The sequence below is a fragment of the Photobacterium obscurum genome (assembly GCF_026191635.1).
Classification (GTDB): domain Bacteria; phylum Pseudomonadota; class Gammaproteobacteria; order Enterobacterales; family Vibrionaceae; genus Photobacterium; species Photobacterium obscurum.
Map to the genome: position 1 here is coordinate 1 of NZ_JAKRRW010000002.1, position 26285 is coordinate 26285.

At 47.4% G+C, this 26285-nt stretch carries 15 protein-coding genes and 3 tRNA genes; 12 read left to right on the forward strand and 6 right to left on the reverse strand.

Translation table 11 applies throughout. The features are described 5' to 3' along the window. A partial coding sequence (locus tag MD588_RS02325; RefSeq protein WP_265695184.1) for a cadherin domain-containing protein occupies positions 1–5418 on the forward strand: 5418 nt, incomplete at its 5' end. 336 nt (positions 5419–5754) lie between these two features. Here the strand turns inward: MD588_RS02325 and MD588_RS02330 are convergent. From MD588_RS02330 to MD588_RS02340, 3 genes are read right to left on the reverse strand one after another with little or no spacing between them, the layout of a single operon-like run. After that, positions 5755–6594: an energy-coupling factor transporter transmembrane component T family protein gene (locus tag MD588_RS02330; RefSeq protein WP_265695185.1), complete on the reverse strand. Its 840-nt coding sequence runs from the start codon at positions 6592–6594 to the stop codon at positions 5755–5757. After that, positions 6591–8288, reverse strand: coding sequence for an ABC transporter ATP-binding protein (locus MD588_RS02335; protein ID WP_265695186.1), 1698 nt, complete (start codon positions 8286–8288; stop codon positions 6591–6593). The genes MD588_RS02330 and MD588_RS02335 overlap by 4 nt, the downstream gene beginning before the upstream one ends. A 3-nt stretch (positions 8289–8291) precedes the next feature. Continuing rightward, positions 8292–8843 carry an ECF-type riboflavin transporter substrate-binding protein gene (locus MD588_RS02340; RefSeq protein WP_265695188.1) on the reverse strand — a complete coding sequence of 184 codons (552 nt, stop codon included), beginning with the start codon at positions 8841–8843 and terminating at the stop codon, positions 8292–8294. A 974-nt stretch (positions 8844–9817) separates the two neighbouring features. On the opposite strand from MD588_RS02340, the gene uvrY reads away from it, so the two are divergent. The 6 genes from uvrY to MD588_RS02370 all read left to right on the forward strand — a co-directional run bounded on the left by uvrY (position 9818) and on the right by MD588_RS02370 (position 13569). Beyond that, positions 9818–10462, forward strand: coding sequence for a UvrY/SirA/GacA family response regulator transcription factor (gene uvrY / locus MD588_RS02345; protein ID WP_265695189.1), 645 nt, complete (start codon positions 9818–9820; stop codon positions 10460–10462). Further along, the gene (uvrC, locus tag MD588_RS02350; RefSeq protein WP_265695191.1) at positions 10462–12312 is read left to right on the forward strand and encodes an excinuclease ABC subunit UvrC; all 1851 of its coding nucleotides are present in this window, start codon (positions 10462–10464) and stop codon (positions 12310–12312) included. Before uvrY ends, uvrC begins: the two co-directional genes overlap by 1 nt. Positions 12313–12355: 43 nt before the next feature. After that, positions 12356–12913 carry a CDP-diacylglycerol--glycerol-3-phosphate 3-phosphatidyltransferase gene (gene pgsA / locus MD588_RS02355; protein ID WP_265695192.1) on the forward strand — a complete coding sequence of 186 codons (558 nt, stop codon included), beginning with the start codon at positions 12356–12358 and terminating at the stop codon, positions 12911–12913. Between the two features lie 308 nt (positions 12914–13221). Continuing rightward, positions 13222–13295, forward strand: a tRNA-Cys gene (locus MD588_RS02360). Between the two features lie 84 nt (positions 13296–13379). Next, positions 13380–13466, forward strand: a tRNA-Leu gene (locus MD588_RS02365). A gap of 29 nt (positions 13467–13495) precedes the next feature. Beyond that, positions 13496–13569, forward strand: a tRNA-Cys gene (locus MD588_RS02370). 170 nt (positions 13570–13739) lie between these two features. Here the strand turns inward: MD588_RS02370 and MD588_RS02375 are convergent. Beyond that, on the reverse strand, positions 13740–14159 hold the full coding sequence (locus MD588_RS02375) for a hypothetical protein (protein ID WP_265695193.1): 420 nt from the start codon (positions 14157–14159) through the stop codon (positions 13740–13742). A gap of 244 nt (positions 14160–14403) precedes the next feature. Beyond that, complete coding sequence (gene ftsH / locus MD588_RS02380; RefSeq protein WP_265695194.1) at positions 14404–16278, reverse strand: ATP-dependent zinc metalloprotease FtsH; 1875 nt, start codon at positions 16276–16278, stop codon at positions 14404–14406. Between the two features lie 252 nt (positions 16279–16530). Between ftsH and MD588_RS02385 the strand changes: the two genes are divergently transcribed. Continuing rightward, positions 16531–17817 (forward strand): ATP-grasp domain-containing protein, encoded by a 1287-nt coding sequence (locus tag MD588_RS02385; protein ID WP_265695195.1) that lies wholly within the window; start codon positions 16531–16533, stop codon positions 17815–17817. 21 nt (positions 17818–17838) lie between these two features. Next, entirely contained in the window at positions 17839–19851 is a 2013-nt protein-coding gene (locus MD588_RS02390) for a CocE/NonD family hydrolase (protein ID WP_265695196.1), read from the forward strand. 91 nt (positions 19852–19942) lie between these two features. Here MD588_RS02390 and MD588_RS02395 read toward each other — a convergent pair whose 3' ends face one another. Then, the gene (locus tag MD588_RS02395; protein ID WP_265695197.1) at positions 19943–20965 is read right to left on the reverse strand and encodes a PTS sugar transporter subunit IIC; all 1023 of its coding nucleotides are present in this window, start codon (positions 20963–20965) and stop codon (positions 19943–19945) included. Positions 20966–21466: 501 nt separating this feature from the next. Between MD588_RS02395 and MD588_RS02400 the strand changes: the two genes are divergently transcribed. The 3 genes from MD588_RS02400 (at position 21467) to MD588_RS02410 (ending at position 26192) form a co-directional block, all read left to right on the forward strand. Beyond that, entirely contained in the window at positions 21467–21670 is a 204-nt protein-coding gene (locus MD588_RS02400) for a hypothetical protein (protein ID WP_265695198.1), read from the forward strand. A 297-nt stretch (positions 21671–21967) separates the two neighbouring features. Beyond that, positions 21968–24856 (forward strand): pyridoxal phosphate-dependent class III aminotransferase, encoded by a 2889-nt coding sequence (locus tag MD588_RS02405; protein ID WP_265695200.1) that lies wholly within the window; start codon positions 21968–21970, stop codon positions 24854–24856. A 91-nt stretch (positions 24857–24947) separates the two neighbouring features. After that, positions 24948–26192: a carboxynorspermidine synthase gene (locus MD588_RS02410; RefSeq protein ID WP_265695201.1), complete on the forward strand. Its 1245-nt coding sequence runs from the start codon at positions 24948–24950 to the stop codon at positions 26190–26192. The last annotated feature ends 93 nt before the right edge of the window (positions 26193–26285 follow it).

Genomic DNA, 26285 nt, shown 5'->3' on the forward strand with positions numbered 1-26285 from the left:
GACGGCGAGTGGACCTACACCCTGGACCAGTCCAAGGTGCAGCAGCTAGCGAAGGGTGAAGAGGTCGAAGATACCATCACCTTCAAGGCGACTGATGGTACTGAGCAGCAGATCACAGTGAATATTACGGGTACCAATGATGCGCCGGTGATTGATTACCCTGGTATGACGAATACGTGGATTTCTGAAAGTTACCAGGAAAATTCTGGTAAACAGAGTGTGTTCTCTGACGTTTCTATTACCGATATCGACAGCGAGAATCTGAGCAGAGCCATTATTACCATTACTGCGGATAATGACGATAACGGTGAGAATGCCTATGATCCGCTTCATGACAGTTTTACTTTACCTGACTCTCTGGCCGATAAATTTGTGCTGGTTCAGAATGATTATACGGATCCTGCCGGCCATGTTACCGGAGTATGGTATCTGGAACCAAAAGCCGAAGGTAACTTGCCGAAGGCCGAATTTGAGGCAGCTCTAAAGGCACTGCAGTATGAAAATACCGCTGATGAGCCAGTAGGCGTTAATGCCAAGAAGTCTATTGGCCTGGATGTTTATGATGATCATGGCGCGAGCAGTAACCGTCTGTCGGTGGATCTTGATCTGGTAAATACTAATGAAGCGCCTGAATTTATCAGCGGAACCAACAACACTCACGGTTTGGATAGTGAGGGTCAGGCTGATGTAGATAGCTACCGCTTCACTGTTAATGAAAATGCTGCGGGTGCTGAGATCGGTCAGGTTGCAGCCTTCGATCCAGATGCGGAAGACAAGCCGACCTATACCCTGACTAGCCACACCGATTTGTTTGAAATTGACAGCGAGACCGGGGTGATCAGCCTGAAAGAGGGAGTTTCGCTGGATCATGAATCCCTCGATAGCTATACCCTGTCAGTTGAGGTTAGTGACACCGACGGGCTGAAAGATACGGCGACCGTAGAAGTGGCTGTCAGTGATATCAATGAAGCGCCTGATGCGGTTCAAGATCAGGGGATTGTTGTTGAAACGAAGACTCTGGATGAATCCAACTGGGATACTAGCGACGATATCAAGGTTGACTACTATGTGATTGATACTGCCACCGGTGAGAAAGTTGCGGATGCCACTAAGGCTGACTTTACTGGTGAAGGCTCTCATGAGTATGGTGTTAGTTCTGAGTTGGATAACACCCAGTCGAATGCACCGGAAAACTGGACGAAGCAGCTGGCTCATGTCGATGGCAAGAGTGAAGCGATGAGTTTTAGCTTTGAAGACAACCAGCTCTCAAATCATGTTGATGTTTCTATCGGAAACCTATGGAAGGCCTGGGAGCATGAGCAGGGAGTATGGAAGGCGTATTACCAAGGTAGCCTGGTCGCGACTGGCGTCTTTGATCGCAGTGATCTTGCTCCTGCTGAAGCGGGTGGCAGTGGCCACCGGGTTCTGGGTATTGATACCGGAAATCAGTATTTCGATAATATTGAGTTTTCAGCGATAGAGTACGGTGATGGCGTTCAGGGCGCTGATAGTTCTGACTATTTCATTACTAAAGTAGAAGCAAAGCTAACTACATTTGATCAAGCTTACCAGACCCATGAAACAGGTTCGCTGGCCATTGATGTACTTGGAAATGATACCGATCCGGAAAATGATCGGCTGACAATTATTGATTATCCGAAAGAGGGTTACGTCACTCTGCAGGATGGTAAGTTGGTATTTGATGCGGCCGAGTACATGAAGACCTTGGCGGCAGATGATCAGGATTTGAAAGCCGGTGAAGTCAGAAATGTGGAGTTTGAATATACCATTGAAGACGAGCATGGTTTAACCGACACGGCTAAAGTGACGGTAACCTTGATTGGCGAAACTATCGTGCTAAATGACGGTAACGCGTTATTGCATGAGTCTGACTTGGTAGCGGATGGTAGCGAGCATGTTGAAGGTCAGCTGACCGCTGATCTGGGTTCGGCTGAAACGGCAGAGTACCAGTTTGATGCTGATCAGAGTTTTAACGGGTTGACCAGCGGTGGCCAGGAATTGCACTACGAAGTCAGTAGCGATGGTCATACCCTGAAAGGTTATGTTGGGGAAGGCGACAGTCGGGTTGAAGTGCTAGAGGCAACTATTGATGGCGGTACCGGTAGTTACAATATTGAGCTGCATACGCCGCTTGATCATCAGCAGCAGGGACAGGATGAGTTAACACTTGATCTGAATGTTACCCTGACAGCGGGAGCCCAGACTGACAGTGCAGTATTGCACGTAGATGTTGTCGATACTGTGCCAGAAGCTACGCCTCAGCACCATACGATTTCTGATATTCAGCCGCAGTCTAACTCCGTTGTGATAGCTCTGGATCTGTCCGACTCGATGGGCGATAAGGTTACCGGGCTGAATGGTGAGGAGACAACCCGCTGGCAACTGGCCCAAGACTCAATCAAGACGATGTTCGAGCAATACGATGAGCTGGGAGACGTGCAGTTCAAGATCACGACTTTTGCCGGGCGCCCGGAGAGTCAAACCTCGAACTGGATTAGCTCTACTGCCGAGCTTGAAGACTTCTTTAGTGGTGTTTCGCCTTTTGGCCCGACTCCTTACTATAAGGCGTTGGATCAGTTGGGTGAGATCCTAGACGATGCGGACAGTCAGCAGGTGATGGCGGGCTCTGATAGTCAGTTCTACTTTATCTCCGACGGTAACCCAACAGACTTTAGATATGATGACTGGACAAGATTTCAGGATAATCGCGATACCATGATGGCAGGGCTTGAGCCTGAGGATGTGGGCGGGCAGGTTCGTTACGATAACCTGTTGCGTGGCTTTCCGCCGACTGAAGCAGAGCAGAAGCTTATGCTGGAAAGCGCGATGGAGAAGGAGCTGACCGATCATAATCAGCCGTTTGATAACATTTGGTCTTTGGGCGTTGGCAGCGGCGCATCACTCGAATATCTAACGTCATTGGCTACCGATAAAGGTTCGGCTATCGTCGTAGAAGATGATGCAAAATTTGCTGATGTCCTTATCTCTTCAGTTCCCGGTCAGCTTCAGGATGAAATTAGCTCTGTACATGGCGCGGAAGCGCAATGGGTAGAAACACTTCATGCCGGAGATGATACTTATCAGTTTGATCAGGATTCTGGTACGGTTTCGAAATTAAACGCTGATGGTTCCAAGCTGCAAGTGTCTGATACGCCATTACTTACTGTGGAAACAGAGTCTGGCCGTTTGGTTATGAACTTTGAGACAGGGAAGTATGATTATCAGGCTAAGAATGTTACTGGCAACCAGCAAGATACGTTCGATGTAACATTGATCGATGCTGATGGTGACGTGGTTGATAGCCAGATTGTTATTGATGTGCTGGATCGCGCTCCTGAATTTATTAGCCCTGACGATGCCAATCAGGAACGTGGCACTGATGCGTCCGGAATGCAAACAGATGATAGCTTCAGCTTCGATGTTGCGGAGCTAGAATCCGGCGTGATGGTGGGTAAAGTCGAGGCTTTTGACCCAGATAGTGATGATAAGCTGAGCTACGAGTTGGTTAGTGGTGATGCTGATAAATTTGAGATTAATCAGAGTACCGGTGAGATCTGGCTGAAAGAAGGCGTTGAGCTTGACTACGATCAGCAGCAACAGTATCAGCTGAAAGTTGAGGTTAGCGATGGCACCGATACTGATGTTGCGGATGTGACGGTGAATGTCAGTGAGAACCACGCGCCGGAAAGTCTACCTGTGCATGGCTACGCTGAGGTTCAGGAACAGCCAATTAACAAGATCACCGTGGTGTTCGATTTCTCCAGCAGCATGACTCGTACCTTTGATGGCACCAATACGATTAGAGACCATAGTAACCCGGATGAGGTGTTGGCTCCGCGTTACGAGTCGCGGGCTTATCTGGCCGCCGAGGCGTTGCATAATATGATTGGCAATATGATCGCGGAGGGTGGAGAGTCTAACACTTATATTCGTTTGGTTGAGTTCGGTGGAGAGGCTCAAAAGTTGGGCTGGTTTGAGCTTAACAGTTTGTATGACCAAACCAAACCGCCAGAACTAGGCGGACGAGAATTGACTGACCCGGATTACCTGATGGAAGTGAATTCATATGTCAGCGACTGGTGCTGGATTGATAGTCGAGGACTTAATACCGACTATGCACAAGCTTTGGAAAGCGTGATGCAGCCCGATGGTGGTATGGGAGGAGGTTTGGGTTATCCGTGGCAGGATGGCCTGGATGAGAACGGTGAATTTGACTGGGACTTGTACCTAAACGAGCAACCAGTAGACAGCGTTGATACCATCTTCTTCATGTCCGATGGCTCGCCGAATCCAAAAGAAGGCGCGGTCGCGGCTGATGATCTTGATCAGCGCTGGCAGGAATATATCGAAGCGAATGATGCCAAGGTGTATGGCATCGGTATCGCTACAGAAGGCAATGAGAAGGTGGATGAGGCATTGCACCAGATCAGCGATGAAGTGGTGTATGTCGGTTCAGGTGCTGATCTGTCCCACTACCTTAACCACTTCTCGCCTGAGCCTGTGGCCGGTGAGTTGCTGGCAGGCAGTACTGATGCCGATGGTGATGCGCTGACGGTATCTCTTGATGCCAGTGACTTCTCCCTGCTTGGCGCGGATCTGCATGGCGCTGATGTCAACGGACCGTTGGTGACAGATACTCAGCTCATTGAAGGTAAGCTGAATGTAACAACCGTATTCGGAACCCTAGAGGTTGCTGCCAACGGTAGTTATAGCTTTACCCAGAGTGAGACTTCACCGCTGACGGACGGGCAACAGGCCGATCTTAAGTTCTTGTTCGAAGTTCAGGATGGTAAGGGCGGTGTCAGCGACAATGTATTTACCTTGACCCTGACAGGCGGAACCGGCGGCGATAATAAGCCGATAGAGGTTGAGCAGAATGCACAGAGCGGTGATGAGCAGGCTAATATCCTGACTGGCACTGATAACGATGATATCTTGCTGGGGCAAGGCGGGGAAGATACCCTTGATGGCGGTGCTGGCAACGATATCCTAGTTGGCGGCAGCGGTGACGATACCCTGATAGGCGGACTGGGTGATGATATTCTGACTGGTGGTGAAGGCAGTGATGTGTTCACCTGGCACGCATCATCACTGGGAGATACGCCGCAGAATGATGTGATCACAGATTTCCAGTTAGATACCGATAAGCTTGATTTGACTGATATTCTGCCGGATATCGCAGAAGATAACCTAGATATGAATGCATTGCTTGGCCACCTCGAAGCGGGGGTGAACGAAGATGGTAACGTTAATTTGACGATAACCGAGGATTCAGGCCAACAGCAAAATATTCTGCTGGATAATGTCGATCTCTCGGCGTTGAGTTTAGATACTGGCGCATCTTCAAGTGATATTGTTAATCAGCTATTCCAACATCAGGCGTTTAAAACCGATTAATCGCTGTTATCTGAAGAGATAGCCAAATAGGCATGATAGAAGCCAGCAATCGATGATTGCTGGCTTTCTTTTTTTCTGTATCCAACAGAGCCCCCCTACTTTAAACTCGCAAGTGGTAGCGCGACTTAAAGCCATTTCTATGCCTAGCGATTTCAAAAAAGAATCACTATTCTCCCAGTGAAGTTCTGAATGGTTAGATAAGTAATGGAATGGGTATTACATCTGTCATAGCTGTGCGTAGGTGATATGACTACATTTAGTAAGCTATGTGCGGCTACGAGCAATAAAAAAGCCGCATCAAGCGGCTTTTAGAGGCTGGAGTTGCAATGTGTATCGTTAGAATGGATACCAGAACAGTTGTTCGGACTGGTAGCGATTGACGAAACCCAGAACCAGTACCCCGGTAATAAGTGCCAGCACCATAAAATCAGCTTTTACCATTGGCTTTAGGCTGTACCAGGATCGCTTGTTGTTACGACCAAATCCACGCAGCGTCATGGCATTGGAAATCACATCTGCGCGATCAAGGCTGGAAAATATCAGCGGACCAAGGATTTTGGCGACATTTTTTATACGGGTCAGTATCGGTGCGTTCTTGGATATATCTACCCCACGCGCCTGCTGGGCGTGCATGATATTGATGAAGTCTTTGGTCACTTCCGGCAGATAACGTAATGTCAGGCTAACAGCGTAGGCGATGCGGTAGGGCACACCAAGCTTGTTAAGGCTCGCTGAAAACTCAGTCGGGTGGGTCGTAAACACGAATACCAGTGCAATCGGGAACATACTGAAATATTTCAGGGTTACCGTCAGCAGGTAGAATAGAGTTTCTGTGGTAATGGTGTAGCTACCCGGCAGTGACATCAGTTCGGTTTCGCTGCCCATATACTCGACACCCTGTTGTGGGGCGATCAGGAACATAAACAAGGCGTTCATTAGCAATACCGTAGCGGTGCCAATCATCAGCGGTTTGTATGCCGCAAAAGGGACCTTGGTCATATTTAGCAGACCAAAGCCAACTAGGATCAGGCCGCAGATCACGCGGATATCAAAGGTGATTAACACCATCGTCACCCAGCCCATAAACAGCACAAACTTGGTGATACCGTTTAGTGCGTGTAACGCAGAGCCGGTATTGGCATAGCTGATACCGAATTTTATTTTATTTGTTTTCATGCAGTTCTATTTGCCTCATGGTCGATGAAGCAACGGATAAAGTTGTCGATTCGTTCAATGCCAAGCTCTTTTGCCAAGGTGTACAGGCTGGTTACCGTCAAGTTGGCTTGCTCGAGAAGTTGCGGCTGGCTGAAAATAGCATTGACCTGCTGGTCTGCAAGAAGCTTGCTGTCAGCTATCACGATTGCGCGGTCGGTATATTCCAGCACCAAGTGCATATCATGCGAGATGATCAGAATGGTGATCCCCAGTTTCTGGTTAAGCTCGCGAATGAAAGCCATCATAGCGGTGTAGTGATGGTAATCCTGGCCTGCTGTCGGTTCATCAAGAATTAACAGTTCTGGTTCGAGCACCAGGATCGTGGCAATGGTAACCCGTTTTTTCTGGCCGTAGCTCAAGGCTTCAATCGGCCAGTGGCGGTACTTACCCAGGCCGCACAGTTCGAGAATCTCGAGCACCTTCTTTTCGACATCAGGTTCGGCAACACCACGGTTACGTAGACCCGATGCGACCTCGTCAAAAATCATATGGTGAGAGATCATGTGATTGGGGTTTTGCAGCACGATACCAATGTTCTGGCTCCGTTCGAATATCGTGCATTCAGCAAGATCTTGGCCGTTAAACTCGATAGTGCCGTTATCCGGTTCCAGTACGCCCATGATCAGACGGGTAATTGTCGATTTGCCAGAGCCGTTTTTCCCTAAGATTGAAACAAACTCACCTTTGTTAATGGTAAAGCTGACATCATCCAGAGTTTTACGCTGATCATCATAGGAGTAGCTCAGATTATTTACCGATAACAAGGGTTGCCCGGCCTCTGGCTTGGTTGTCGTTTCGCCTTGCTGGTACCATTCAAGCAACTGTGGTTTGTAGCTATCCAGGTTCAGGGTGGACATGTAGGCTGGTTTGTCCGCTTCACTAACCTCACAGCCAGCTGCTTTCAGTGCTGATAGATAAAGAGGCTCGCGGATTCCATGTTGGCTTAGCAAGGGGCTTGCCAATAATTGGTCTGGGGTCATATTGGCAACGATTTCGCCACGCTCCATCAGGATAACACGATCTACATGGCGGTGGAGTACATCTTCTAGTCGGTGCTCAATGATGATCACGGTTTTACTGCTATCACGGTGCAACTGGTCGATGATTTCGATGGTTGCTTTCCCGGTTTGCGGGTCAAGGCTGGCAAGAGGCTCGTCAAACAGTAAGATGTCGACATCATCAACCATGACACCAGCCAGCGATACCCGCTGCTTTTGTCCGCCGCTGAGATCGAAAGGCGAGAGGTGAAGCATCTCTTCCAGATCGACCATCTCAGCCGTTTTTTTGACGATATCGTGCATTTTGCCTTGTTCAACCATCTGGTTTTCAAGCGCAAAGGCAATGTCTTCACCGATACTCAGGCCGACAAACTGGCCATCGGTATCTTGCAGGACAGTGCCCACCATATTGGTGCACTGATGTAGATCCATGTTATTGGTGTCATGCCCATTGATTGACAACTTACCGGTGATATCACCTTTGACTGCGAATGGGATGAGTCCGTTCAAACATTGGCCGAGTGTTGATTTACCGCTTCCACTCGGGCCAACGATGACAACCTTTTCACCTTTCTCGATCTTTAGATTGATGTTCTTAAGGGTCGGTTTTTCTAACGCCCAATATTTGAACGAGAAATTAGAAAACTCAATTGTCATGCTTTAATAAGCCTCTTTCAGGTTGTAGCTTTGCTGTTTCCGCTTGGCAACGGCGGATAAAATGAAGTGGCCTACAATGGCGATAAGAAGGGTGTTGCCAGCAGCAATAATTGTTAGCTGAGCCAATACCTTGGTAAACGGTTCAGCATAAAGGATGGCGTCGAGAAAAGCCGAGCAACCGTAGCCGACTACGTTGCCGATGAAAGCCAAAATGACGAAAAGGGTAAAATCCAGTTTGGAAAGTTGGCCTTTTTCCAGGCGCTCTTTGGTAATTTTCGGATATAGCCCGATCAATAGGCCAACGATACCAGAGCCGAGCACCCAAGTTATCCAAACACCCCAGCCAGCGAAGAGGTCGGTTACCCAGTGGCCGATAAAGCCGACAAGAAAACCTACCAGCGGGCCAAATAGTACGCTGAACAAGGCAAGCACCGCCATTGCTGGTTTCAGGGTTGTGTTAGCAAAGACAGGGATACCAAACATAGGTAGTCCACCTATGCCATATAAGGCAGCGCCGATGGCAATAAGAACCACAGTCTTGGCGGAAAGATTCATGACATAACCTTTAATTTACTCTTTATGGGTATTTGCATGCTATGCCGGCCTTGAGTTAATAACTGCAGTGCATCTGTGATCCACAGGATTAAAAAAACACACCTGAAGTGTGTTTGTGGCCTGTATGCAAATATCCTTTTTGAGCAAGAGCAGTTATGTCGGTAGACATAAGCGGCCGCAATCATACATCAAGGTAAGCTCGAAAGGAACGCTTTACATCTAGACGTCTAACTATTGTACGGTTTGTCGGTGTTTGAACCAAGTTCAGGAGCTAAAAGCTACTCCAAAATATTGGATTTAAAGCAATTTGCAGTGGTTTAAGCATAGAATTAATCAGATTATGTTCGCGTGTTGAATTGTCTGTCGAACGAGACAGCCTGCTTTGTACAGATTATGTGACAAAATTACCGTATTTTTGACACATGTTTCTGCTAATTGATGGTAAAAAGTAGAATGTGCCTGCTTATTTATTAGGCATTTTAAGCTAATATTGTATTAATAATTGGTCATTCTAGGGTTGGGCAGCTAAAGGATAACTTGATATTACTTATTTATAACTAGTTGATTATTTGTAATAAGTTGTGTTTTGTATGACATTATGACTCTCAAGGGGAAGTTATTCCACAAAGAGCGACGGTTAGAAGTGATAAATTGTTGCCAAGGCTAATGACAAGATTGTTAGTTTAAGTCGATTTTTCTGTATGAGATCTAACCATCTGGATATCTTGAATTTTCTACTTTATTTTTTTGTATATATGGTAAATACTGCTGCTCAGGTTGTTTTATTTCGAAGCATGTAAAAAACTACCTTAGGACCCATTTTGTCAAGATATAACTTGATGTGAAAATTTGCGCTGATACACAGAAAGAGTATGAGTTCAGATATCAAGTTAGGGTAAAATTGGGTAATATCAGTAATAGCTATCCTGCCAATTCCGGCTGGGTGCAGAGCCAAATCATATTGGAGATACAGCTTGATTAATGTATTCCTTGTAGATGATCACGAACTGGTTCGCACAGGGATCCGACGTCTTCTTGAAGATGTCCGTGGTATTAAAGTGGTAGGGGAAGCCGACAGTGGTGAGGAAGCCGTAAAATGGTGCCGCAGTGAACATGCGGATATCATTCTTATGGATATGAATATGCCTGGAATCGGTGGCCTTGAAGCTACCCGTAAGATTCTACGTTTTAATCCCGATGTAAAAATTATCGTTTTAACTATTCATACCGAAAACCCGTTCCCGACTAAAGTTATGCAAGCGGGGGCTGCCGGTTACCTGACCAAAGGGGCTGGCCCAGATGAAATGGTGAATGCGATCCGTATGGTCAATAGCGGCCAACGCTATATTTCCCCTGAAATTGCGCAGCAAATGGCCTTGAGCCAGTTTGCGCCAGACTCTGAGAATCCATTTAAAGACCTTTCTGAGCGTGAATTACAGATCATGATGATGATCACCAAAGGGCAGAAAGTGACCGAGATTTCGGAGCAGTTGAACTTAAGCCCTAAGACGGTAAACAGCTATCGATATCGTTTGTTCAATAAATTGGACATCAATGGTGACGTAGAGCTAACCCACCTTGCTATTCGTCATGGAATGCTAGACACAGAGACCTTGTAGTGTCCGAAGCCTTTGACGAAACAAGCTTTGATTCAAAGAGCTTTCTGAAAACCGTTACTCACCAGCCTGGCGTATACCGAATGTATGATGAGGCTGGTGAGGTTATTTACGTCGGTAAAGCGAAAGATCTAAAGAAACGCCTGTCGAGTTATTTTCGTACCAACGTTGCCGGGGAGAAAACCCGTGCCTTGGTCAAGAATATCCGAAAGGTTGACGTTACAGTGACCCACACTGAGACAGAAGCGCTGATCCTCGAGCATAACTACATCAAATTGTATTTGCCTAAATACAATGTGTTACTGCGCGATGATAAGTCTTATCCGTACATTTTTCTTAGTGGTAGCGCCCATCCCCGTTTGAGTATTCACCGCGGTGCAAAGAAGCGCAAAGGGGAGTACTTCGGCCCTTACCCTGATTCCGGCGCTGTGCGCGAAAGTCTTCATCTGCTGCAAAAAATCTTTCCTATTCGCCAGTGTGAGGATTCGGTGTATGCCAACCGAAGTCGCCCTTGCCTGATGTTCCAAATCGGCCGTTGTCTTGGCCCGTGTGTTAAGGGACTGGTTAGCGAGGAAGACTACCAAGAGCAGGTTAACTTCGTTCGCCTGTTTCTTCAGGGCAAAGACCGCCAGGTAATTGCCTCCCTCGTTGAAAAGATGGAACAGGCGAGTCAACAACTGGCTTTTGAGAAAGCGGCGACATATCGTGACCAAATTCAGGCGCTGCGCCGAGTTCAGGAACAGCAGTTTGTCAGCCACGACAGTGATGATGATATGGATGTTATTGGTATCGCTCACGAACGCGGAATGGCCTGTATCCATGCCCTCTATATCCGCCAGGGCAAGATCCTAGGTAGTCGAAGCTATTTTCCTAAGATGCCCAATGATGCGGACCAAACAGAAGTCTTATCCAGTTTTGTCAGCCAGTTTTATCTCAACCAGGCCGAAGGACGCGTGATTCCGTCGGTTATTCTGCTCGGTGCCGAATTGGGGGAGGAGAAATCACTGCTCGCGAGTACCTTGTCAGAACTTGCAGGCCGCAAGATTGAGTTGAAAACACAATCGCGTGGCAATCGCGCTCGCTACCAGAAGTTAGCGCAAACGAACGCCAGCACGGCGCTTACTAGTAAGCTGAATCATAAAATGACTATCCAGCAACGCTTTACGGCACTGCGTGAGGCACTGGCGGTAACTACGCTAGAACGGATGGAATGTTTCGATATCAGTCATACCATGGGCGAAAAAACAGTGGCTTCTTGTGTGGTATTCAACCAAGAAGGGCCACTGAAGCAAGAATATCGTCGATATAACATTACAGGTATTACGGGTGGTGATGATTATGCTGCAATGGCACAAGTTTTGGAACGAAGGTATGGAAAACAATTAGATCCAGATAAGATTCCCGACATAATTTTTATCGATGGGGGTAGAGGTCAGCTCTCAAGAGCGTATGATGTAGTTAATCCATTGATGCAAGAATGGCCGAAGCGCTCGATGTTGGTGGGGGTAGCAAAAGGAACAACCAGAAAACCCGGACTGGAAACTCTACTTCTGGTTACTGGGGAAGAGTTCTCGATGCCATCGGATTCACCTGCTTTGCATTTGATTCAGCATATTCGTGATGAAAGTCACAATCATGCGATTAGCGGCCATCGTGCTCAGCGCGCCAAAGTCAGAAAACGCAGTGCATTGGAAGATGTAGAAGGCATTGGCCCGAAACGTCGTCAGGCATTATTGAAGTATATGGGTGGATTACAAGAACTAAAAAGAGCAAGCAGAGAAGAAATTGCCAAAGTACCTGGTATCAGTAAGTCCTTGGCAGAAAAAATATATGACGCATTGCAACACAGTTAGCTTTGCGGCACTCTAATGAAGACAATCATAAGAACTAAGAACTATGCGTTTAACGATTCCGAACATTCTAAGCTTCATCCGGCTATTGCTTATCCCATTTTTTGTGATCACGTTTTATCTGCCATATAGCTGGTCTCCGTTTGCTACTGCTCTTATCTTTTTTATCGCCGGTGTTACCGATTGGTTTGATGGCTATCTAGCCCGAAAACTGAACCAAACCACACGTTTTGGTGCATTCATTGATCCGGTAGCTGACAAAGTCATGGTGGCAGCTGCAATGGTGCTGGTTGTTGAACACTATCACTCTGTATGGGTAACCATTCCTGCCGTAACTATGATTGGCCGTGAAATCATTATTTCTGCGTTGCGTGAGTGGATGGCGGAATTGGGTAAACGCTCAAGTGTTGCTGTTTCATGGGTTGGTAAAGTGAAAACGGGCTCACAAATGTTTGCGCTGCTGGTGCTGTTATGGCATCCAACAGAGTGGCTGGTATGGATTGGCTATATTGCACTTTACGTAGCTATGGTACTGACTTACTGGTCAATGTATATCTACCTGAAAGCTGCAAAAGATGACCTGCTAAACTCTGAAGATTTATGATCTGAAAGCCAGCGAGATTTAATGATAAAAAGCGACCTTAGGTCGCTTTTTTAGTTGTAGGGGGGAAATTTACAGAACCGGATCTCAGTAGCATGCATTATGGCAGTTACAGTGTTGGTTATTTGTCTGTTTGAACAAATGTAAAGAGAGCTGAATTCAAAACGATCAGTTGGATGGTGTTTTAACTGTTTTGATGGATTTTGAACCGAACAGGTTCATTTTGTTGATTTTTTTCGTGACAGCCTGCGTAGAGTCTGTAAAATGGCCGCCATACCGAACAGGGTAAAGCCCAAACGGTTATAAAAATTGGCGCGTTGGCAGAGTGGCTATGCAGCGGATTGCAAATCCGTGGACCTCGGTTCGACTCCGGGACGCGCCTCCATACAAATTGCGATATGGCTTAGATAGCGGTATCGAAGATGGTGTCTGATTAAATCGGTTACAGCATCGCAATCAAGCATTGCGTGCCCTGGTGGTGGAATTGGTAGACACAAGGGATTTAAAATCCCTCGACGTTCGCGTTGTGCCGGTTCAAGTCCGGCCCGGGGCACCATCTCAACTTGGCTTTGAGAATAAAAATTTGGCGCGTTGGCAGAGTGGCTATGCAGCGGATTGCAAATCCGTGGACCTCGGTTCGACTCCGGGACGCGCCTCCATATTCGATATTGGTTTCATCAGTATCAGCGATGGTGTTTAACTCATTTAGTTAACAGCATCTCAATTAAACCAGCCTAGTGCTGGTTTTTTCGTGCCTGACGTTTCACCAAAGGCTATTATACCAATTTCACTCATTATCCGAATGGTTAGATAATTAGTGGAATTGGTATTAAACCTCAACAAGGTTCAGCCATGTATCATGTTTATTGCAAACGCTTAGTGCATACAGTGGCCCGCTATAACCATTGAGTTTGAAGGTAGAGATTGGTGTTTTATCTGTCATTGGATTAAACATCTTTTCATCAATGAGCTGATAATTCCTGTCGAGCAGTACATGTTTGACGATGTAATGATCAAACCCTCGCATTTCGTGTCCGGTCACCACCTGAATGAGGCCGGCGGATTTGTCGATCTCTAGATTTGGTAGGTGACCACCGACTTTTTTGCTCCAGCGACCAGGCGCATCCTTTGTGTAAAAAACCGAGCCTGCAAACGGTGAATCCGGAACACCAGCAAGCGCCAGTTTTGGGGCAACTATCCCAGTCACGCCGCCAACAATGCTAAAGCGAATAAAGTCTCTACGATCCATATACTTTCTCCAAGAATAAATCGGCTTGAATTATTTTGTTTTCAGTTATGGCTGAAATAAAAAATTAACCTCTAAATGTATAAGGATATCTTTCAATATATCAGCACATTGAATAACTATAGACAGGGTTTGGTAAACGTGCAGGAAAAGAGTGATATTGACTTTTTTTGCTATGAAGTAGGGGAGAGGTTCTGAAGTTATTGATAAAAGAACTATGGAATATAGTACTTTGAACGTTTCATTTTTAGGGGAGCCTTTTCTTTCCCAGACACGCCTCAATTTGTTCTTCATTCAGGGTTTCATGTTCCTCCAGTTCATTAATTAAATTATCCAGCTCTTTCCTGTGGCTTATTATTAAATCCATTGCTCTTGTTTCAGCTTTGCCAAGGAACTCTTTTACCGCCTTATCCACCAATTGTGCTGAGTTTTCGGAAAAGTGACGTGGCTGAGCTATTTCCCGGCCTAGAAACGGGTGTTCTTCACTATCGCGGAGATCTACAGGACCAATTTCCTTCGACATACCCCAGCGGGAGACCATAGCACGGGCCAGTGCAGTCGCTTGTGCAATGTCATCATCGGCTCCGGAACTGACGCTGTCTAAAAGTACCTGTTCAGCACTTCGCCCTCCCAGCATCACGACTAACCGTTCTCTCAAATAATCTTCAGGTAGCGTGTACCGCTCGTGTTCGGGTAATTGATGAGTTACACCTAAAGCCCTGCCTCGAGGAATGATACTTACCTTATATATAGGGTCCGCATGGGGAAGAAAGTGGGCAACCAGTGCGTGACCGGATTCATGGACGGCCAGGCGATGTCGCTCATCGGGTTGGATAGCCAGGGTGCGCACCGTGCCTAGCATGAGCTTGTCTCGTGCTTCATCAAAATGAGTCATGCCAACTTTAGTTGCTTTATCACGAGCAGCCAGCATAGCCGCTTCATTTACCAGGTTCTTGATATCGGCGCCTGAAAAACCCGGGGTACCGGATGCAACTTGCTCAAAAACTATATCGTCACCCAAAGGAACTTTACGAGTATGAACTTTAAGAATGGCAATACGATCTTTTCGGTCTGGTAATTCCAGTACTACATGTCGATCGAAGCGCCCTGGTCGTAAAATAGCCGGATCCAGTACATCCGGGCGATTGGTTGCACCCAGCACTATGATGGCTTCATGGCCGCTAAACCCATCCAACTCTGCGAGGATCTGGTTAAGGGTTTGTTCGCGTTCATCATGGCCGCTACCAAGTCCTGTTCCCCGTGTACGACCAACGCTATCTAGTTCGTCAATAAAGATAATTGCCGGTGAGTTTTTTTTGGCTTCCTCAAATAGGTGACGAACACGTGATGCTCCGACACCTACGAAAACCTCGATGAATTCTGAGCCTGAAATGGAGTAGAACCTGACTCCAGCTTCTCCGGCCAAAGCCTTGGCCATTAGTGTTTTGCCTGTTCCTGGTGGCCCCATCAGCAGTACACCGCGAGGCACTTCGGCACCGAGTTGACGAAAATGAGAGGGGTGTTTGAGGAATTCGACTAATTCGGTGACCTCACGTTTGGCTGTATCCTGACCCGCGACATCATCAAAAGTGATATCGGGAATTTCAGCCGTCTTGGTTGAGCCCTGCAGAAACTTGCTCAGCTCGCCTTTGCCGCCCAGCCCGCCAGTAACATTGCGCTGTACCCTATTAAGAGCCCAGAACCAGAAAGCAATAATTAATATCCATGGCAACAGACCAAGCAGTATTAACCTCATGCCCGCCGTGTCTTCAGGCGGAAATACTTTTAATTCAACATGCTGTGCTTCTAGAGAGGGTAATAGGCTTTCATCGCCAATATCGGGAATGTGGGTTTTGAAATAGCGGCTTAGCTCTTTTTGTGGGCCGATGTTTGTTTCTTGCAGTAATGTACCTTCCGCTTTATTGCCTCTTAGAGTGAGTGACATCAGCTTGCCTTCATTCAGCAGTTGCTTGAATTCACTGTAGGGTATGACATAGGCAGATCCTGTTGCCGACCTTTGTGTCAGAGAAAAATAAAGCATTATCAATGCAATAATGATCACAGCATTGATGATCCAATTTTTCGGGACAGGGTATTTTTCCGGAGGTTGAGATTCAGGCATTAGTCTTCCTGCTCCGCTTCATTAGCCATTAAATTTAGTCTATAGGATGCGAGGGCGACTGGGTGTTTCCAAAATGATGAACGAGATCGCCGAAAGGCTCAATTGGTGATGGATTCTTGCTTTTAATCGACAGAAAAATAGCTATCAACTATGGTTTTTAGCATCAATTCGGTCATTACAGACCGTTAATCAGCTGTTGATTATGGTGTTCACACCGCTGAAGGGGTGAACGACACTGAGTGGGGGCGGGCGGTGAAGAATATTTTTGTCTTTGGTGCAGATGAATTCAACCTTTCACTGATGCGAACGATGGAGAGGGGACAAGAGTATTGTTTTCATGTGCTTTTCCATTACAGCGAAGTAAAGGGGGCTGACGGGTTTCCAGTCAAAATGTTGTATGAAACTGGACTCGAGAAGTTGGAAAGCTATCCGGGTTCGGTTGATGCAATTGTTGGCTATTGGGATTTTCCGGTAAGTACTATGCTTCCACTATTACGTCATCCTTTTGGGCTTTCTTCACCCAGCTTTGAGGCGGTACTTAAGTGTGAGCATAAATACTGGAGTCGGTTAGAGCAACGTTGCGTGATCCCTGAGTATATCCCTGACTTCTGTGTTGTCGATCCTTTCAGAGATAATCCTCGTCAGCAGATCACTCTCGATTATCCGTTTTGGATCAAACCAGTGAAGGCAGCTTCGTCACACCTTGGGTTTATGGTGCGTAATAACGATGAACTGGATTTTGCTATTGAGGAGATACGAAAAAAAATATACCGTTTTGCCAAGCCGTTCAACTACTTACTGCAATTTGCAGAGCTACCGGATGTGATCGCCAATGTGGACGGGTATCACTGTATCGCCGAAGGGATCATCTCCCGCGGGCAGCAGTGTACGCTGGAGGGCTATGTTTATCATGGTGAGGTATGTATTTATGGGGCTGTCGATTCAATTCGAGAAGGTGAGCATAGTTCCAGCTTTTCACGTTATCAATATCCCTCATTGATACCGTTACAGATTCAAAAGAAGATGAACGCCGTTACCAAGCGTTTCCTCGACCATATTGGTTTTGATAATGGGCCGTTCAATATCGAGTTTTATTGGGATGAGGAGAATGACAGCATTTGGTTGCTTGAGATCAATACCCGGATATCTAAGTCGCACTGTCCTTTGTTTCAAGATGTCGATGGGATGTCCCATCATCAGGTCATGCTGGATTTAGCGCTGGGTAAACCGCCCTCGCACCCTTATCGTCAGGGGGCATTCCGTTACGCAGCCAAGTTTATGTGGCGGGTATATTCAGATGCTATGGTTATCAGGGTACCGACGGAAGAAGAGATACGGGCTATCAGCCATCGTATCGCAGGTACTGAAATCCAACTGCATATACGGCAGGGGATGCGTCTGTCAGATCTTAGCTATCAGGATAGCTACAGCTATGAGATTGCAGTGGTTTTTATCGCTGGCGATACTCAGCAAGAATTGCTGGAAAAATACCAGGATGTTCAGAAGGCGATGCAGTTGGAGCTTGAACCACTTACATAACTTAAACAGCAAGGGGGAAAAATGGCCGTTGTCGAACGTTTCCCAAATAAAATCCGCCATGTTGAGCATGTTTGGATCCCCATGCCTGATGGTACCCGTTTGGCAGCCCGTCTATGGATGCCAGACTGTGCAGAGACCGAGCCGGTACCGGCAATCCTCGAATATATTCCTTACCGAAAACGTGATGGGGTGCGGTTGCGTGATGAAACTATGCATCCTTATTTTGCCGGACACGGCTATGCCTGTATACGGGTCGATATTCGTGGTAGTGGTGACTCCGAAGGAGTGCTTACTGACGAGTATTTACAGCAAGAGCTTGATGATGGTGTCAGCATCATCGAGTGGTTGGCCCAGCAACCATGGTGTGATGGCAATGTCGGCATCATTGGGATCTCATGGGGAGGTTTCAACGGGCTGCAGATTGCCGCTATGCAGCCGCCACAGCTTAAAGCGATAGTGAGTGTCTGTTCTACCGATGACCGCTACGCCGATGATGTGCACTATATGGGCGGTTGCCTGCTGGGAGATAATCTTTCTTGGGCTTCGACCATGTTCGCGTATAACTCCCTGCCGCCGGATCCGGAAATCGTCGGCGATAAGTGGCGTGAAATGTGGTTTGAGCGTCTTCAGGGAAGCGGTTTGTGGCTAGACACCTGGCTCAGGCATCAACATCGTGACGCGTATTGGCAGCATGGGTCAATTTGCGAAGATTTTTCCAAGGTACAAACCCCGGTTATGGCGGTAAGTGGTTGGGCTGACGGCTATAGTAATGCCGTTTTTCGCCTGCTCAGTAATCTAACAGGACCGCGACTCGGTTTGATTGGCCCTTGGAGCCACAAATATCCCCATATTGGCATCCCGGGGCCGGCGATTGGCTTTTTGCAGGAATGCCTGCGCTGGTGGGATAAATGGCTGAAGGGGATTGAGACCGACATTATGCAGGAGCCCATGCTACGGACATGGATGCTCGACAGTATGCCGCCGTCGACCTTTTACCATCAGCGCTATGGGCGCTGGGTCAGTGAGCCTTCTTGGCCATCAGAAAATATTGGAACACAGGTTTTCAAGCTCGATAAGTATTGCTTGGCTGATGTGAAGGCAGAAGTTGAAGAACAGCAGTTGTGCCTGCAATCGCCGTTGAGCAATGGCTTGTTTGCAGGAAAGTGGTGTTCATATAGTGCAACACCGGATCTTCCTCACGATCAGCGTGAAGAAGAAGGTGGCGCTTTAGTCTTTACAACTGAACCAATTGATAGTTCTATTGAGATCCTCGGAGCTCCGGTGGTCGAGCTGGAGCTGTCGGCAGATAAACCGGTAGCGATGGTGGCCGTTCGCCTATCTGATGTACACCCAGATAACAAGAGCACACGGGTTACCTATGGCCTGCTTAACCTCACCCATAGGGATAGCCATGAAAAGCCGACACCGTTGGAGCCCGGTAAGCGCTATCGTGTGCGGGTACAACTCAACGATGTCGCGCAAAGCTTTCCTAAAGGGCACAGGATCAGGATCGCAATTTCTTCCTCGTACTTTCCGTTAGCCTGGCCTTCTTGCGAGTCAGCGAAGCTTAATATTTTCACAGGAAGTAGCCAGTTGATCTTGCCTATCAGAGCACCGCGTACAGAGTCAATTTCCTTTCCACCTGTGGAGGCCTCTGCCAGCAGTGCCAAGCAGCAACTTCAAGAAGGGCATCATAACTGGCGAGTGATCCGCGAGTTGGACAAGGACTTATCTACCCTGGAGGTTATTAACGATGCAGGTGTCTACCGGCTTGAAGATATCAATATGGTTGTAAAGCGTCAGAGTAGGGAGTGGTATTCCTATCAGTGTGATGACTTTACTTCGCCGAAAGGTAAAACCCTTTGGCGCTGGGGTTTTAAACGAGGTGATTGGTCGGTAGAAAGTGTTACCCGTACCTTACTGCACTGCGATGAATCCTATTTCTACCTGGATGCTGAGCTCGACGCCTACGAAGGCGAAAAACGGGTGTATTCACAGAACTGGAATTTGCGCATTAAGCGTAACTTGGTGTGATGTCGTTAATCTTCACTGCAGTTAAAAGGCTTACGAGAGGTAAGCCTTTTTCGTCTATGCTGATGTGTGATTGTTATGTCATCAGTTGGTGTTAACCATCGGCAAACTGCTGCAGTGGCACACGCTCGGCCAATAGATGCTTGTAAATCTGACGGCCGATTACACCGCCAACCAAGCCTGCAAAGGCCGCTGCTATCGTTGCCATAAATAGCGTTTGCGGATCGTTGAAGGCAATAGAAGCGAGTAGGCCCGGAATAGGGGCCGCACTACCTGGCGCATCATTGATAATACCGAAGTAGGCCGCAATGGTTCCTGCCAGTGCACCGCCGATGAAATTCGACATAAAGATCGGTATCGGGTTCCGGGTAACGATATGGGCCTGGGTAAGTGGCTCAAGCATGACACTGACGGTATTACTCGACTTGCCGAGCTTAAGGGTATGGAAGATATAGCCATTAGTGAACGAGCCGCCGACACAGGCAATGGCCGCAATCCCCATCGGTAGGCCGGTTAGGCCGAGCATGGCGGTTAAAGCCATCGAGCTAAGTGGTGAGGTACAAACCATTTTGATCAGCCCGCCAAGCATAAAGCCCATTGCCAGTGGTGAGAGCATGGTTGCCTCGGTGATCATATTGGCCAAGGTGCCCATTAGCATATCCAGCCCCGGGCTGATGAAAATGCCCACCAGTCTTGCTAACGGTGCCAAGGTCAAGACACCGACGATAACATCGACCCCTTCGGGTAAATATTTCTTGAATAGTGGTGCCGCGAACGAGAACAGGTAGCCGACAATAAAGCCTTCGAGGATCCCGAGGTTAGCCATTGCCAAACCTGTGACTATGGCATAAACAGGCTGAACTCCCATTCGTAGCATCACCAACGTGGCTGCTGCGACTCCGCCCATACCACCGACCATATTACCGAACTCGGCAAGGTAGCCGATGCCGAATAGGTTTCCCATTACATATTTATGGATGGCTTCAACAAGAAAGGTTGCGATGGCCGCATCGGCCAGGCCGCTCATTGCGGCACTGCCGTTAGGTGCCTTGAAACTGAATAACGAAAACAGACATAAAGCTGCCAGTAACGCAGCGATACCCAAAATAATTTCCATATCATTTCCTTACCATTACTGATTACAGGTGCATCTGGCATGAGCCATACCTGATGTTGTCGTTAAATTGCGAGAAAGATGAGGTTGGGTTTATCCAGGATCGGGAATGGTTATATTGAGGTGGAAATAGAGTTTTGCGGGAGAGATGGCGGAGCGGGTGCTGTACAGACTGTCAGCGTGATAATTCGCTCAGGGATACAGGTAGTTAACGTAAAGCGATAATGTGTCTTCTATTAGATAACGATTGTGCATAAAGGTCACCGTTGTCGAGATAAAATTTTTGTAGCTCTAGGATTAACCTAACATAACCCTGCTGTATGATTTTTGAGCTGCTTCATATTCTTAAATCAAACGTAATTTGTAGTATAAATATCTGCTGAAAATATATTCTGACGGGGAGTGATATTTGCAATGCTTATTTGTAGCCAACGTGCTGAACTCTATAGTGAACTGTCATCATATGACGTCTAATTTGTCCGTAATTGTTTATGGAAATAACTGTTGGCATCCACATCAACAATGTGTTACTTTTCTGCGCAATCTCAGGGGCAAATTGTACTGAGGCATATGCGTTGTGATGAATTCAAGCTGATTGTGTCACAACGTGCCGTAGGTACTGGCGAACCCATCGTCAGTAGAAGGGCATTAATAGCGCGGACCTGCCAAGAAGTAGAGCAGGCGCATATTGAAGGAACCCAACAGTGAAAACTCAAGTATTGAAAATCCAAATCAGCTTTGTCTTGCCAAACTGCAGTATTATTACTGAGCCTTGATATTTTCTATCTAAATCACTTCAGCTTTTTGCTGTAAACCCTGTTACCTCATTGGCCTTGCGCTGATGGTATCTTTGCGTTTACCGGCAGAATACGACTACCTGATGATAATTCATGACCATAACAATATTACGTTATGAAGTTAGCCTTGTGCTGTGTCATTGAGTTGGATATCAAATCGGAACTGCCGCACGTCATGTAATGGCGTAAGAAATTTTGGATGACACCCATGAGTAATGTGTTTGATTTAGACGATATCAAGCTAGCCTCAGATGTGCCTGTTGTGCACGAATTATATGATTTGACACCTGACGAACTGCTGCTTAGCCAGGAGCATTATGAGTCAGAAGTTCGTTCATACCCAAGACGACTCCCGCTTGCTATCAAGAAAGCATCAGGCGCACTGGTGGAAGATAGCCGCGGACAACTCTTTTTAGACTGCCTGGCCGGTGCGGGTACATTAGCACTTGGCTATAACCACCCAGAAATCAACCAGGCGATTATTGACCAGCTAAACCAGGGACTGCCGTATCAGACTCTGGATATGACAACACCGGCGAAAGATAAATTTATCAAAGAAGTGATGAACTTCCTGCCGGAAGATTTTGCTGAAAATGCCCGAATTCAGTTTTGTGGCCCTTCGGGTGCCGATGCTGTAGAAGCGGCAATTAAGCTGGCCAAGCAAACGACAGGCCGTAATACTATGGCGGCTTTCCATGGTGCTTACCATGGTATGACAAACGGTACGATGGCACTGATGGGTAACCTTGGCACGAAAGAACGACGCCAGGGCCTAATGGCTGACGTTCATTTCCTACCATTCCCATATAGCCTACGCTGCCCGTTTGGCCTGAAAGGCAATGAAGGTGCCAAGCAGAGTATCCGTTATATCGAGCGTATGCTGAGTGATGATGAAAGTGGCGTACAGAAACCTGCTGCGATCATTGTTGAACCGGTTCAGGGTGAAGGTGGGGTGATCCCTGCGCCAGCATTTTGGCTGCGTGAATTGCGCCGGATCACTAAAGAACATGGCATCTTGTTGATCCTCGATGAGATTCAGTGTGGTATCGGTAAAACTGGCCATCGTTTCGCGTTTGAAGAAGCGGGAATTACTCCTGATATCCTGTGTTTGTCAAAAGCGGTTGGCGGCGGTTTGCCGATGTCAATTCTGCTGTTTGATAAATCAATCGATACCTGGCGCCCGGGTGAGCATACCGGTACGTTCCGTGGTAACCAACTTGCAATGGCGACCGGTGCCAAGGCGCTGGAGATTATCCAACGCGATTGCCTGGTAGAGCATGCCCAGAAAGCTGGTCAGTACCTGCGCGAAGGTTTAGAGCGCATTGCCGGTTATACCGACTGTATTGCTGAAGTGCGTGGTAAGGGCTTGATGCTGGGTGTCGAGATCGTCAAGCCGAACGGTAAGAAGAATAAGTTTGGCGAGCCGGAAGCCGATCCGGAAATGACGATCAATATTCAACGTGCGGCGTTGGAGCGTGGTCTGATCATCGAAAAAGGCGGCCGTCAGGGTTCGGTATTACGTTTCCTGCCACCGCTGATCATCAGCTATGAGCAAATTGATTTCGCATTAGATGCGTTGAGCAAGGCTATTATTGCAACCGCAGGGCCTGCAAAAGTTACGAAGGCTGATGCGAAATCAGAGCAAGACAAGTGGCGTTCTTACTTCATTCATACCGGTGAAGGTGGAGCGGATGAGTTTGAAACGGCACTAAACCAGACGACTCAGGTACTTAAACAAGTTTTCGAAGCAACAGATGCGCCTTATTCAGGACTAGAGCCACTGGTACTCAAGAATCTTATCAACAACATTGATCTTGATGACCAGCAGTTGCCTCTGGATACCGTGATTGAGCAAACCGGTGAGCTGATCGCCAAGAACTCTATCATGGTGCAGCATCCTAACTGTATTGCACACTTGCATACACCACCGCTACTGCCAGCTGTTGCTGCTGAAGCGTTTATCAGTTCATTGAATCAGTCAATGGACTCTTGGGATCAGGCGAGCTCCGCTACCTATGTAGAGCAGAAGGTCGTTGACTGGTTGTGTGGTGTATACAATCTGGGTGAGCAGGCTGATGGTATCTTTACCAGTGGTGGCACGCAGAGCAACCTGATGGGGCTATTGCTGGCACGTGACTGGGCGGCAGATACTATTTCTGGCCACAACATCCAGAAAAACGGTTTACCAGAATACGCGGGCAAACTACGTATTCTTTGCTCGAAGAAATCGCATTTCACGGTGCAAAAATCAGCATCGCTGCTGGGGCTAGGTGAACATGCCGTTGAGTGTGTGGATACCAACCCTGACGGTACGATCAAGCTGGCATCACTCGTTTCAACCGTAGAGACGCTGAAAAATGATGGCCTGATGCCATTTGCTCTGGTGGGAACAGCAGGAACGACTGACCACGGTGCGATTGACGATCTGAGTGGTTTGGCCGATATCGTGGAACAACACAACCTGTGGCTGCATGTAGACGGCGCATACGGTGGTGCATTGATCCTAAGTCGCCATAAAACCCGCTTGCACGGTATTGAACGAGCCGACTCATTGAGCGTGGACTTCCACAAACTGTTCTATCAGCCAATCAGCTGTGGGGCTGTGCTGCTTAAAGACAAGGAAAACTTTAAGTACCTGCTGCACCATGCTGATTACCTGAATCGTGAAGATGATTTATTGCCGAACCTGGTTGATAAGTCGATCGCTACCACCAAGCGCTTTGATGCTCTGAAAGTGCTAATGACGATGCAGTGTGTCGGTACGCAGGCTCTGGGTTCGATGTATGACCATCTGCTTGGTCAGGCTCAGCAGGTTGCAGACTTGATTAACCAGTCTGATGACTTTGAGTTGTTGGCTACACCTGCATTGTCGACCGTGTTGTTCCGCTGCATCGGCGATCAGACAATTGATACCGATCAGCTTAACAAGCAACTACGAATTGAAGCCTTGGTAAAAGGTGTAGCGGTACTTGGCGAAACGGTTGTCGATGGCCAGGTTGCGCTCAAATTCACGATATTAAACCCGTGTCTAAAGATTTCAGACTTCGAATCTTTACTAAACGACATTAACCAGTTGGCACGTTCGCTGGTTAACTAATTGACTCATTAAGAAGTGTTCTTGCTTGGCCTCCGAAGTTGTTGGCCAAGCAACGACAGTGACTCTGATTATTAACGGAAGAAAAACGACTATGGCAATTCTACAAATTGGTGCTGGTGGTGTTGGTTGGGTTATCGCGCATAAAGCGGCTCAGAACAACGAAGTGCTTGGTGATATCACCATTGCATCTCGCACCGTATCTAAGTGTGAAAAGATCATTGAATCGATCCAGAAAAAAAACAACCTGAAAGATCCTTCAAAGAAGCTGGAAGCACGTGCCGTTAACGCCGATGACGTCGATGCACTGGTAGCATTGATCAAAGAAGTACAGCCTGACTTGGTAATTAATGCGGGTCCTCCGTGGGTTAACATGAGCATCATGGAAGCTTGTTATCAGGCTAAGGTTTCTTACCTAGATACGTCTGTTGCCGTAGATCTATGCTCTGAAGGCCAGCAGGTGCCACAAGCGTATGACTGGCAGTGGGGCTACCGCGAGAAATTCAAGGAAGCAGGTATTACAGGTATCCTGGGTGCAGGCTTTGATCCGGGTGTAGTAAGCGTATTTGCTGCTTATGCTGTGAAGCACCTGTTCGATGAAATTGACACTATCGATGTGATGGATGTTAATGCCGGCGATCACGGTAAGAAGTTTGCGACTAACTTTGATCCAGAAACCAACATGCTGGAAATCCAGGGCGACTCTTTCTACTGGGAAAACGGTGAGTGGAAACAAGTACCGTGTCATACCCGTATGATGGAGTTTGATTTCCCTAATTGTGGTACCCACAAAGTTTACTCAATGGCGCACGATGAAGTTCGCTCGATGAAAGAGTTCATCCCAGCCAAACGTATCGAGTTCTGGATGGGCTTTGGTGATAAATACCTGAACTACTTCAACTGCATGCGCGATATCGGCCTGCTAAGCCCAGATCCGGTAACTTTGCAAGACGGCACCGTTGTTGAGCCGCTAAAAGTACTGAAAGCTATCCTGCCAGACCCAACCTCTCTAGCACCTGGCTACACAGGCCTAACGTGTATTGGTACGTGGGTACAGGGTAAGAAAGACGGTAAAGAGCGCAGTGTGTTCATTTACAACAACGCTGACCATGAAGTGGCTTACGAAGATGTTGAACATCAGGCGATTTCATACACCACAGGTGTACCGGCAATTTCAGCAGCTCTACAGTTCTTCCGTGGTACGTGGGCAGAAGCTGGCGTGTTCAACATGGAACAGCTAGACCCAGATCCGTTCCTAGAAACAATGCCTGGCATCGGCCTTGATTGGCATGTTCAGGAGCTGGAAGTTGGGCAGCCTCTAATCAATATCCTCAAATAATTGGTCTGCGCTGGTTATTTTGCTTGATTGCTGTGTTGGAAGTGCTCATTTACATACGTAAATTTTGCGCTTCCGCCTTGCCCTCAAGAAAAA

Excerpts from the sequence above, each read along its gene's own strand:
- MD588_RS02330 (WP_265695185.1), bottom strand. The coding sequence starts at position 6,594 with ATGAAAACAAATAAAATAAAATTCGGTATCAGCTATGCCAATACCGGC.
- MD588_RS02375 (WP_265695193.1), bottom strand. The coding sequence starts at position 14,159 with ATGGATCGTAGAGACTTTATTCGCTTTAGCATTGTTGGCGGCGTGACT.
- MD588_RS02340 (WP_265695188.1), bottom strand. The coding sequence starts at position 8,843 with ATGAATCTTTCCGCCAAGACTGTGGTTCTTATTGCCATCGGCGCTGCC.
- MD588_RS02335 (WP_265695186.1), bottom strand. The coding sequence starts at position 8,288 with ATGACAATTGAGTTTTCTAATTTCTCGTTCAAATATTGGGCGTTAGAA.
- ftsH (WP_265695194.1), bottom strand. The coding sequence starts at position 16,278 with ATGCCTGAATCTCAACCTCCGGAAAAATACCCTGTCCCGAAAAATTGG.
- pgsA (WP_265695192.1), top strand. The coding sequence starts at position 12,356 with ATGCGTTTAACGATTCCGAACATTCTAAGCTTCATCCGGCTATTGCTT.
- MD588_RS02395 (WP_265695197.1), bottom strand. The coding sequence starts at position 20,965 with ATGGAAATTATTTTGGGTATCGCTGCGTTACTGGCAGCTTTATGTCTG.
- MD588_RS02410 (WP_265695201.1), top strand. The coding sequence starts at position 24,948 with ATGGCAATTCTACAAATTGGTGCTGGTGGTGTTGGTTGGGTTATCGCG.
- MD588_RS02390 (WP_265695196.1), top strand. The coding sequence starts at position 17,839 with ATGGCCGTTGTCGAACGTTTCCCAAATAAAATCCGCCATGTTGAGCAT.
- MD588_RS02405 (WP_265695200.1), top strand. The coding sequence starts at position 21,968 with ATGAGTAATGTGTTTGATTTAGACGATATCAAGCTAGCCTCAGATGTG.